Annotated in this window: 11 protein-coding genes and 1 pseudogene; all 12 read left to right on the top strand. The window is 38.8% G+C overall.

Translation table 11 applies throughout. The annotated features are described in order from the left end of the window. Positions 1-972 precede the first annotated feature (972 nt). Positions 973-1,239, top strand: a complete 267-nt coding sequence (locus G6Q48_RS23145; RefSeq protein ID WP_166268344.1) for a hypothetical protein — start codon at positions 973-975, stop codon at positions 1,237-1,239. A gap of 158 nt (positions 1,240-1,397) precedes the next feature. After that, positions 1,398-2,231: an abortive infection family protein gene (locus G6Q48_RS21300; RefSeq protein WP_166268342.1), complete on the top strand. Its 834-nt coding sequence runs from the start codon at positions 1,398-1,400 to the stop codon at positions 2,229-2,231. A gap of 131 nt (positions 2,232-2,362) precedes the next feature. Beyond that, positions 2,363-2,788, top strand: coding sequence for a hypothetical protein (locus tag G6Q48_RS22085; RefSeq protein ID WP_207393062.1), 426 nt, complete (start codon positions 2,363-2,365; stop codon positions 2,786-2,788). Between the two features lie 570 nt (positions 2,789-3,358). Continuing rightward, complete coding sequence (locus G6Q48_RS21290; protein WP_166268340.1) at positions 3,359-4,405, top strand: ParB/RepB/Spo0J family partition protein; 1,047 nt, start codon at positions 3,359-3,361, stop codon at positions 4,403-4,405. A 2-nt stretch (positions 4,406-4,407) separates the two neighbouring features. After that, positions 4,408-4,752, top strand: coding sequence for a single-stranded DNA-binding protein (locus G6Q48_RS21285; protein ID WP_023159966.1), 345 nt, complete (start codon positions 4,408-4,410; stop codon positions 4,750-4,752). After that, positions 4,745-5,167 carry a hypothetical protein gene (locus G6Q48_RS21280; RefSeq protein ID WP_147675444.1) on the top strand — a complete coding sequence of 141 codons (423 nt, stop codon included), beginning with the start codon at positions 4,745-4,747 and terminating at the stop codon, positions 5,165-5,167. Before G6Q48_RS21285 ends, G6Q48_RS21280 begins: the two co-directional genes overlap by 8 nt. 9 nt (positions 5,168-5,176) lie before the next feature. Beyond that, positions 5,177-5,569, top strand: coding sequence for a hypothetical protein (locus tag G6Q48_RS21275; RefSeq protein WP_166268338.1), 393 nt, complete (start codon positions 5,177-5,179; stop codon positions 5,567-5,569). Positions 5,570-5,849: 280 nt separating this feature from the next. Beyond that, a pseudogene (tssD, locus tag G6Q48_RS21270) lies at positions 5,850-6,014 on the top strand (type VI secretion system tube protein TssD); the annotation flags it as partial. Positions 6,015-6,316: 302 nt separating this feature from the next. After that, positions 6,317-6,652, top strand: coding sequence for a metalloregulator ArsR/SmtB family transcription factor (locus G6Q48_RS21265; RefSeq protein ID WP_166268336.1), 336 nt, complete (start codon positions 6,317-6,319; stop codon positions 6,650-6,652). Positions 6,653-6,700: 48 nt separating this feature from the next. Beyond that, positions 6,701-7,066, top strand: coding sequence for an arsenite efflux transporter metallochaperone ArsD (arsD, locus tag G6Q48_RS21260; protein ID WP_096865004.1), 366 nt, complete (start codon positions 6,701-6,703; stop codon positions 7,064-7,066). 13 nt (positions 7,067-7,079) lie between these two features. Continuing rightward, on the top strand, positions 7,080-8,831 hold the full coding sequence (gene arsA / locus G6Q48_RS21255; protein ID WP_166268334.1) for an arsenical pump-driving ATPase: 1,752 nt from the start codon (positions 7,080-7,082) through the stop codon (positions 8,829-8,831). A gap of 55 nt (positions 8,832-8,886) precedes the next feature. After that, the coding region (locus tag G6Q48_RS21250) for an ArsB/NhaD family transporter (RefSeq protein WP_256372939.1) at positions 8,887-9,399 on the top strand (513 nt) is incomplete at its 3' end.

Below are 9,399 nucleotides of genomic sequence, written 5' to 3'. Positions count from 1 at the left end.
TTCTGCACTGAAATTTCGTTTTTTCATTAAGGCACCTGTGTTGTTCTGAGGTGAGCATATCACCTCTGTTCAGGTGGCCAAATTTATTAAACCACTACAAATTGCTTGGAGTTCCTGCTTGCTTGAGTCAGAAATGACCGTGGGCTGACAATCCATGGGATCATTAAAAGAACTGGGGTTAGCAAAATACAGTTTGTCGAGGCACAAAGAATCTAGGGTCAACTCACTGAAGTTTCGATATCTATATACCTTTTGTGGTTGTTCTCCATGCATAATCAGCTTCTCTTATTCACTAAATGTGACCATAGTATGATCGATAGACGGCTTTAGCATCAATACTGTAAATCGAAGGTTTTCCGATGTTGCTCCATGAGTGTTTATAGCTCGATAATGCCCCAAAACTGCTTAGCTCAAGATTCCTGACCACGTTCTTAAGTCAGTTATTGACCTATTTATCCTAATGGCAGATTATGAGTCTAGTTGAGCACTTATAATTATACAGACATGTTCAGCAATTTTTGAGTGGAAGGAAGAATAAGACCTATAGAACAGCATGTTGCTGCTATGACGTCTGTATTTTATGAAGACAATGTCTGTTAAAAAGACACTGTTAAAGGTCAGGAGAATAAATGAAACATCTTAGAACGTTGATAGTCATTTTACTGATAACGGTGATTCTTACTATTGCTCCGTACTTTTTCAAATTTCATGATTTATATCAATATGCAACAACACAAGACTTTGCGAATTTTGGTACGTATATCAGTGGGATTCTAACTCCTATATTTACTCTTGTTTCAATACTGTTTCTAGGTTTGCAGGTGATTGAGTCAAGCAAGCAGTCAAAGCTGGATAGAGTAATATCCGAGCATAAAATATCGTTAAGATAATTTAATTAGCTCCCTCGCAAATGAAAAGCATCTCACGGAAGTAGAAGATCAAGCATATCAATCCTATTTGAGAGGTGAAAATGTGTACTTATCATGTTCGGAGTTTTACAGAAACAACTCTCGGATGATTGAGTCATTTGGCGTAGTTTCACAAACGCTATCTCATGTTAAGAAGTTAGATGAAAAACAGTACAATATCTCAAGAGGTTTAGTTATTTCAGCCATTGACAGGGATAAGTTAGGTAAAGTTGAAAGGTTAAAGTTTTATCTCGATAACTACCGCTATAGTAGTAATCCAGAACACTATAGCTGGATTTGTGAAGAGTCTAAGCAATACGTGGAAAAGTGACCTTTAACCAACTGTTCGAGAGGGATTCGCAACGCGTGGCATTTTTACTATGCGTTGGTTTAAGTGATTAAGGTGGTGTGCGGCGGCTTTAGCATTGCGTTGCTCACCCCTTAACAGAGAGTTAGCTCACAATCATCAATTTTTAATTAAGAGGCAATATGAGAAAAGACATTCCCGCGCCCGTAATAGCGGTTTTATCAGACAATTTATCTACACTCGAAACTCATGCAAGTCTCGATAACCTTTTCTTATATGCTGATGCTCCAGGTGAACCGCCTGAAGGTTCTAAACCCGTTAAAGTTCAAGCGTGGCTAAGACGAATTAACAAAGAATCAGGCGAACCACTAAAAGTCCTTGGTAAGTTGATTGAAACGTATATGGAGTTACCAAAGCAAGAAGAGGAAGAGGTCTTCCTGTGGGGAACTAACGTTACAAATCATAAAAAGGAATTCAAAGAAAAGCTTGAGTCAATTCTTGCGCAGTGCAATCTAACTTACATTAATGGCGGTATTGTATCTGATGGTAGTTCAGCTCCAAGTCGCTCCTTGTCTGACTTTATTAAAGGTAGAGACATTCCCTCAATTGAAGCTGAATTTACAAGAGCGCTAGCAAATGTAAACTCTGAGCCTAGAGAATCCGTGTCAGCAGCTTGCAACATTTTGGAATCCATATTTAAGGTCTATATTGCTGATGAGCAATTAGCACAACCTCAAAAGCAAGATCTACAAAACGTTTGGAAAGTTGTGCGTGATGATTTAGGTTTCGATCCTAAATTACTTCAAGATGATGACTTAAAAAGAGTGTTATCAGGCATTCTGTCAATTGTTGACGGTATTGGAGCATTTCGCACACATGCCAGTTCAGCGCACGGTGAGGGTCGAATTATGTATAAATTAAAACCTCGTCATGCTCGTTTGGCAATTAACTCTGCGCATACAATAGCGATGTTTGTGCTTGAAACTTGGGACGAAAAACGTAAGTCAGCGAGCTAACAAACTGTTTAAGAGTGATTCGCAATGCGTGGCATTTTGGGTTTGATTCAGCTTATGTGTTTAAGGTGCAATGGTTTAGGTTTGGCGGTAGCGTTGCTCACCTTAATGCGGCTAGGTTTTTGGGGAATAATTTGAATAATCTAATTCGAGATAATATAGCAACTATTGTTGCTGTTTTTATTACAGGTATAAGTCTAGGTGCTTTTTTTATAAAGTTTCACTCAGGTCTCTCAAATGAGCAGAGTGACTGGGGAAGCTTTGGTAGTTATATTGGCGGCGTTCTTGGTCCTTTGTTTGCGTTTTTGGCGTTTCGTGCAGGTCTAGAGAATTTAAAATTTGTTAAAAATCAACAAATTAGCTCTGAGACGCTAATCGCTATTCGAGCTTATGAGAAAGATCTTAAAGGTTTGTATGAGATGGTTGTAACTTGTGATGAGCCATGGCATTGGACGTACGATATGGGAGGAGAGTATGCAGGGTTGAAAGAACTTCCATTAAGCACTCTTTTAAAAAGTGATTCACTAGACTGGGAATATCACTTGTCAGTACTTAAATAGAGTCCCAAGTTACGACGCCAACCCGATGGTTCTTTGTTTCAAGATAATGAAATATGGTTACAAGCTCTAAATGCGTCCAACGGGCTGTTTCGGTATATCGACTTATATCAGAAACAAGGCGGCGATCAGTCAATAATTGATTATTATACTAGTGCTTATGAGGTTACTTACAATCGGCTTATACATAGTGAGATAGTACAAACCCATACAAACGTTTAAGGTTTCAAGATACTTTTTCTAATCCAAATTTCGCACGTTAAAACCCATACTCTAAATTGCTTCTGTCCAAAAGTAAGTTAGCAACTTTAGAATTATATTCATATTTCTGAACATTATTAAGATAATGAAACAATCATTATCAATTTATGATTGTTGCGATATATCATTGATATAATTACCTTTAACCCTTTTACCCTCTGGAGTTGCGCGCCTTTAACTAATTGATAACAATGCACATAAATCGAAATGATGTCGTTTTCCTTATGTAACTAAGGAAAATAGAAAATCCTGTGTGATAGCCTTACGTCGAATAAAAATAATACCTAGTTACACAATGACAAGGCGAGGACTATGAATACTAACGCAGCAATTTCAACGAATAGCAGTCAACAAAATTCGAATATGAGCAAGGTACTTCTCAATGACCTACCCTACCCTAAGCTGAAGAAAAATACTGAAGCACACAATATCTCAACATTACGCAAAATGTCTGATGCCTTTGAGGAAAAAGTGTGTTCGCGTGGTGATATTTATCGCGTTAACGTTGAGTTACTGTATGTACAGGAAGGCTTCAATCTTCGGGAGATCGATACAGAACATGCTGGACGTATCAAGAATTCGTATGTATCAGGTGTTTATGTTCCACCTATCGTTGTGAAAGTTATAACGGTTGATAATCTGCCACGCTTACAGATTATTGACGGACACCACAGATATTGCGCTCTACGCATGGCAATGGAAGAAGGCTGCACGATTAAGGGCGTATACGTCACGGAGTTCTCAGGCAGTCAGCAACTCGAAATCGTCAATATGCTGACATCTTCAGAAGGGAAACCTTTAGCTCCGTTAGAAAAAGCTGATGGTTTCCATCGTTTACTTAGTATGGGATGGGAAAAAAAGGAAATTGCACGATATACGAATACAAGTGTTGTTACGATCAACAGATTATTACGCTTGTTCCGAGCAGATTACAGAATCACTGATCTTGTCAGGAAGAACCTGATTACTTCAGATTTAGCCATAGAAATACTGCTTGAGTGTGAAGAAACTAATCAAGAGGCATATGATGTGATCATTGCAGGATTGCAGAAGGCGACTGACAGCGGTAAAAATAAAGTCACACGGAAATTTGTACCTTCAGCGAAGAAAGTACCTTTTTCAAAAAAAGAAATACATTCCGTGTTTTCACAATTAAGTGAAATCCGCACAACAATTCACGACAAAGTTGCTGATATTCAAGAAAATGATGAAACAGTGACTGTCGAAATGCCGGTAACAATTGTGACCCTGCTTAATGATGTTCTTCAGAAGTTTGCGAATGATGAATCCGCCGCATCTAATGATGATGAGAACGAACCGAGCGAAACCGAATCCAACACTGAAGCTATTCAGGCTTAACTATGGAATTACTTAACAAGGTGCAACTGATCGCACGATTAGGTTCGTCCCCGAAAGATAATCTGAAGTATTCAGAACGTAACGGTGAGGCAATGACCTACTTCTCTGTTGCAATTAACCGGCATGACTCGAAAGGAAACCCGATAACAGATTGGTTTAACATTAGTGCATACGGAAAAATAGCAGAAATAGCAGCTAATTTTGGTCAGAAAGGACAACTTGTTTACATCGAAGCAAGGCTACAACCGACTAATAATTCCTGTTCTATAATAATGAATTACCAGACAGGTGTGTTTAGAGTATTACCTAATAGTAAAAATACAAATGCAGGAGAGCAGAATGGCTAAGGCAGACCAAATTTCAAATTGTAACGTTCAAAATCCTAATTATGTGATGGCAGAAATGAAACGAGATCAAACAGTTCTAAACTATGCCCTATTTAAAGCGCGTGAGAAGCTACACGAGCTCAAACACCTAATGAATACGTCACAGTGCAGTGAAAGTGAAATTATGCGCTATAACGGGGTTTTGGAGATGCTGGATAGCATATTTTCATCAGATGAAAAGGAACGTCAGAACTTATATCACTCTATGATCATGTCTGGTGTACAAATCATGTCCGGTAAGTTAAGTGGTGAGAATAGACAAGCCGTATTAGAAGCAACGACACCAGATCAGTTGGATGAGGTTTTAAAAGCCTCGGAAAATGAGGTATGGACTGAGTTGCAACTGCTATGTGAACAGCAGAACAACCTAAACTAAGAATCCAAAATGAAACTTAAAATATCCTTGCCTTTCATTCTGATAACTACGCTGATCTCAGTGCCAGCGTTGGGTAATAGTTATTCTGCAATGGAAGGGATTGAAGGACAGCGATATTCTGATTTAGAGAAATACAAAGCCAACTGTCCAGCTTGTATGAGTGTTGTACAAAACATTAAAGATATCCGCTATCGGGCATGTGCACAATCAGTCACGGCAGATGATGTGATAATTAGGGACCCATTATATGGCTATTTGAATAGTATGAAATTTATGCTAAATAATGATTTGTATAATCAAGTATTGTCTATCATTATTAATGAGAAGGACTGTATTGATAGCTTAAATTGGCTTGAACGAGCCAACTTAAAAATTGAATCATTGGTAAATAAGCCAATTTAGTAAGTGTAAGCCCATAACTCCCAGCGGTACAATATCGTTAAACAGTCGCTATTTTTCTTCATAAGCATTATTTACGAACCTTTTCGTAACAAATAACGCCGTATAGCGGCGTTATCACCAAAATATGAATTTATTGTATATATCAGATAACATCTCAACAACAATTTAGTTAAGAACAAAAAGTAGTCGATTTTGATTCAACGTGACAGCTATCCCTATTGCAAATTTTAGGAAAAAATGCATTAATCAAGGTAAATTTAACATATGGAAAGGAATAGCTATGTCAGAAATGATTTACTTAACGCTAAAGGGAAACAAGCAAGGGCTTATCTCTGCGGGTTGTTCGAGCTATGATTCAATTGGTAATAAATATCAAGATGGTCATAAAGATCAGATACTTGTCTACTCAACAACCTATGATCTAGCACGAAAACAAAATGTATCTTTGTAGTGCCTAGAGTTCAAGCAGATCAAATAGGGGTTACGCGCCCATTTCATCGAAAAGTCCAAAGTTTGCTCGTTGCCCTGTAATATCAAGGGCTACAGACGATATCTTATACGATAGTATTAACACTCGATGCTATTACATTGAAAAATTGTAAGTTCTAAGCTCCTCAGTAAGAGATTATTAATTAATAAAGATAGCGTTGTAAAAAAAACCATTTAGAGAATTCATAGGCTATCATATATGTTTTGACGAATGTATTTTTTGAGTATACCTTATATACATTAAATATAGGAGAAGGTATGAAACCACTAGTGCTATTTAAAATACTCAGTGACCAAACCAGATTGGATATCGTGTTGCTTTTGAAAGCATCTGGTGAGCTATGTGTCTGTGATATCTACACGACCTTAAATTTATCGCAACCAAAGACTTCTCGACATCTGGCAATGCTCAGAGAGTCGGGTCTTTTGCTCGATTCAAAGCATGGTAAATGGGTTCATTATCGATTATCTCCAGCATTGCTACCTTGGGTGAAAAGTATCATTGATGTCACCTATGCCACAGAGAAAAATAGAGTTGCAGATTTGCTCAAGCGCTTAGAGACAAAAGAGTCTGCGAGTAGTTGTTCTGTATAAAAAATTTTTAAATTAACATATATGATAAACCACATATAAGGTTGAGATATGAAAAAACTAGAAGTATTTGATCCCGCATTATGCTGTAGCACTGGTGTTTGCGGAACCGAAGTCGATCAAGCATTGGTAGACTTCGCAACAGATGTGGATTGGTTAAAAAAACAAGGGGCAAGTATAAGGCGTTTTAATTTAGCGCAAGAGCCTATGGCGTTTGTTAACAACACAAAAGCAAAAACATTTTTGGAAACCGCAGGTGCCGAGTCACTTCCACTATTGATTCTTGACGGTGAGATTGTGCTGACCGGTCGATACCCAAAACGACATGAGATAGCCAGATGGTTTGGTATTCGACCGAATATTGAAAAAGCTGAAATTGTTAAATCGTGTTGTGGTAATGGTAAAACGTGTTGTTAACAGGAGCAATAAAATGAAATTTTTAAATAACACACCTAATTATTTATTTTTTACTGGAAAAGGTGGTGTGGGTAAAACCTCTATTTCCTGTGCGACCGCAATTAAGTTGGCTGAAAAAGGGAAAAAAGTTTTACTGGTGAGCACTGATCCAGCTTCTAACGTTGGGCAAGTATTCTCTCAATCGATAGGCAACAATATTAAGCCAATAACATTGGTTCCAAATCTATTTGCTATTGAAATAGATCCTCAAGCCGCAGCCGAAGAATATCGAAACAAAATTATTAATCCAATCAAAGAAAGTTTACCTGAAGCGGTAATTCAAAGTATTACGGAACAGCTATCAGGTGCCTGTACCACAGAGATTGCCGCTTTCGATGAATTTACCGGGTTGTTAACCAATACCGAAATTACAGAGCAATTTGACCATATCATTTTTGATACCGCACCAACGGGGCATACCATCCGTTTATTACAACTCCCGAGTGCATGGAGTGATTTTATTAGTGACAATCCTGATGGCGCGTCATGTTTAGGGCCAATGTCTGGTCTTGATAAACAACGTGAGCAGTACAGCATGGCGGTGGAAGCGTTGAGTGATAAATCACTAACAAGGCTAGTCTTGGTTGCACGAGCTCAGTCTGCTGCATTGAGGGAAGTCGCGAGAACCTATAGCGAGTTGTCATCTCTGGGTATCAAAAATCAGCAATTGATTGTCAATGGTGTTTTCCCTGAAACGGCGATGACTGAAAATGATAAGTTATCCCATGCGCTCTACTCTCGTGAACAAGCGGCATTAGCGTCTATGCCTGAAGCATTACGTTCGTTACCTATCGATATTCTTTATTTACAAAATATCAATATGGTTGGAGTTGATGCACTGAAACAGTTGTTATCTAATGATATGCTACAAGTTCCAACTATTACCCCGACAAAACAACCTATTTCTTTACCTACCTTGTCAGAACTGGTTGGCGAAATATCTCAGCAACAGCACGGGCTGATTATGTTAATGGGCAAAGGTGGTGTAGGGAAAACAACGATTGCGGCATCAATCGCGGTTAAATTGGCAGAAAAAGGGCTTGATGTACATCTGACGACATCTGATCCAGCCGCGCATATTGAATCAACCCTCGATGGTGTTTTACCCAATCTTCAAGTTAGCCGAATTGACCCTATCGCTGAAACTGAACGTTATCGTCATTATGTATTAGAAACCAAAGGGAAAGATTTAGATACACAAGGCCGAGCATTACTTGAAGAAGATTTACGCTCTCCATGCACAGAAGAAATTGCGGTGTTTCAAGCCTTTTCTCGCATCATTAGAGACGCGGGTAAACGTTTTGTCGTCATGGATACTGCACCGACTGGGCATACATTATTACTTCTGGATGCAACAGGGGCATACCATAAAGAAATTGCTAAAAAAATGGGCGAAAAAGGCCACTATTTAACGCCGATGATGCAATTACAAGATCCTGAACGCACCAAAGTTATTATTACGACACTCGCTGAAACTACGCCTGTGCTTGAGGCGGAGAACTTACAAAATGATTTAATACGGGCAGATATACATCCGTGGGCGTGGGTAATTAATAATAGCCTATCTATTACGGAAACAACCTCACCATTGTTACTTTCAAGAGCAGAACAGGAAGTCGCTCAAATTGAAAAGGTGACATCAACATTGGCAAAACGTGTTGCACTTGTTCCTTTGCTTGAAACAGAGCCTGTGGGGATATCAGCATTAAGTCAGATCGCAGAATAAGTTTCATTTTCTAAAAATAAAAGGTGCACAAAAGCACCTTTTAAACGAGGTTGTTATGTTTATTGCCGCATTAATTTTTGTTCTAACAATTACGTTTGTTATATGGCAACCCAAAGGATTGGGGATTGGTTGGAGTGCATCGGCAGGGGCAGTTTTAGCCCTTATTTTTGGTGTCATTAGCTTTCAAGATATTCCAATCGTTTGGAATATTGTGTGGAATGCCACGGCGACATTTGTTGCCGTGATTATTATTAGCCTACTTTTAGATGAAAGTGGCTTCTTTGAATGGGCTGCATTACATGTTGCCAAGTGGGGTGGGGGTAAAGGAAGATTACTATTCAGTTATATCGTGCTACTGGGTGCAACGGTTGCGGCCTTATTTGCCAATGATGGCGCAGCATTGATATTAACGCCCATTGTGATTGCGATGTTATTAGCACTTGGTTTTAACAAAGGTACGACATTAGCATTTGTCATGGCTGCCGGGTTTATTGCAGATACGGCGAGCTTGCCGCTGATTGTTTCGAACCTCGTGAATATCGTTTCTGCGGACTTCTTTAATATTGGA

This window comes from Providencia sp. M-27 (genome assembly GCF_011077905.1).
GTDB lineage: Bacteria > Pseudomonadota > Gammaproteobacteria > Enterobacterales > Enterobacteriaceae > Providencia > Providencia huaxiensis.
Note: the sequence above shows the minus strand (reverse complement) of the source record. Positions and strands in the feature narration are given on the sequence as shown.

Excerpts from the sequence above, each read along its gene's own strand:
- G6Q48_RS21275 (WP_166268338.1), top strand. The coding sequence starts at position 5,177 with ATGAAACTTAAAATATCCTTGCCTTTCATTCTGATAACTACGCTGATC.
- G6Q48_RS21280 (WP_147675444.1), top strand. The coding sequence starts at position 4,745 with ATGGCTAAGGCAGACCAAATTTCAAATTGTAACGTTCAAAATCCTAAT.
- G6Q48_RS21285 (WP_023159966.1), top strand. The coding sequence starts at position 4,408 with ATGGAATTACTTAACAAGGTGCAACTGATCGCACGATTAGGTTCGTCC.
- G6Q48_RS21290 (WP_166268340.1), top strand. The coding sequence starts at position 3,359 with ATGAATACTAACGCAGCAATTTCAACGAATAGCAGTCAACAAAATTCG.
- G6Q48_RS21265 (WP_166268336.1), top strand. The coding sequence starts at position 6,317 with ATGAAACCACTAGTGCTATTTAAAATACTCAGTGACCAAACCAGATTG.
- arsA (WP_166268334.1), top strand. The coding sequence starts at position 7,080 with ATGAAATTTTTAAATAACACACCTAATTATTTATTTTTTACTGGAAAA.
- G6Q48_RS21300 (WP_166268342.1), top strand. The coding sequence starts at position 1,398 with ATGAGAAAAGACATTCCCGCGCCCGTAATAGCGGTTTTATCAGACAAT.
- arsD (WP_096865004.1), top strand. The coding sequence starts at position 6,701 with ATGAAAAAACTAGAAGTATTTGATCCCGCATTATGCTGTAGCACTGGT.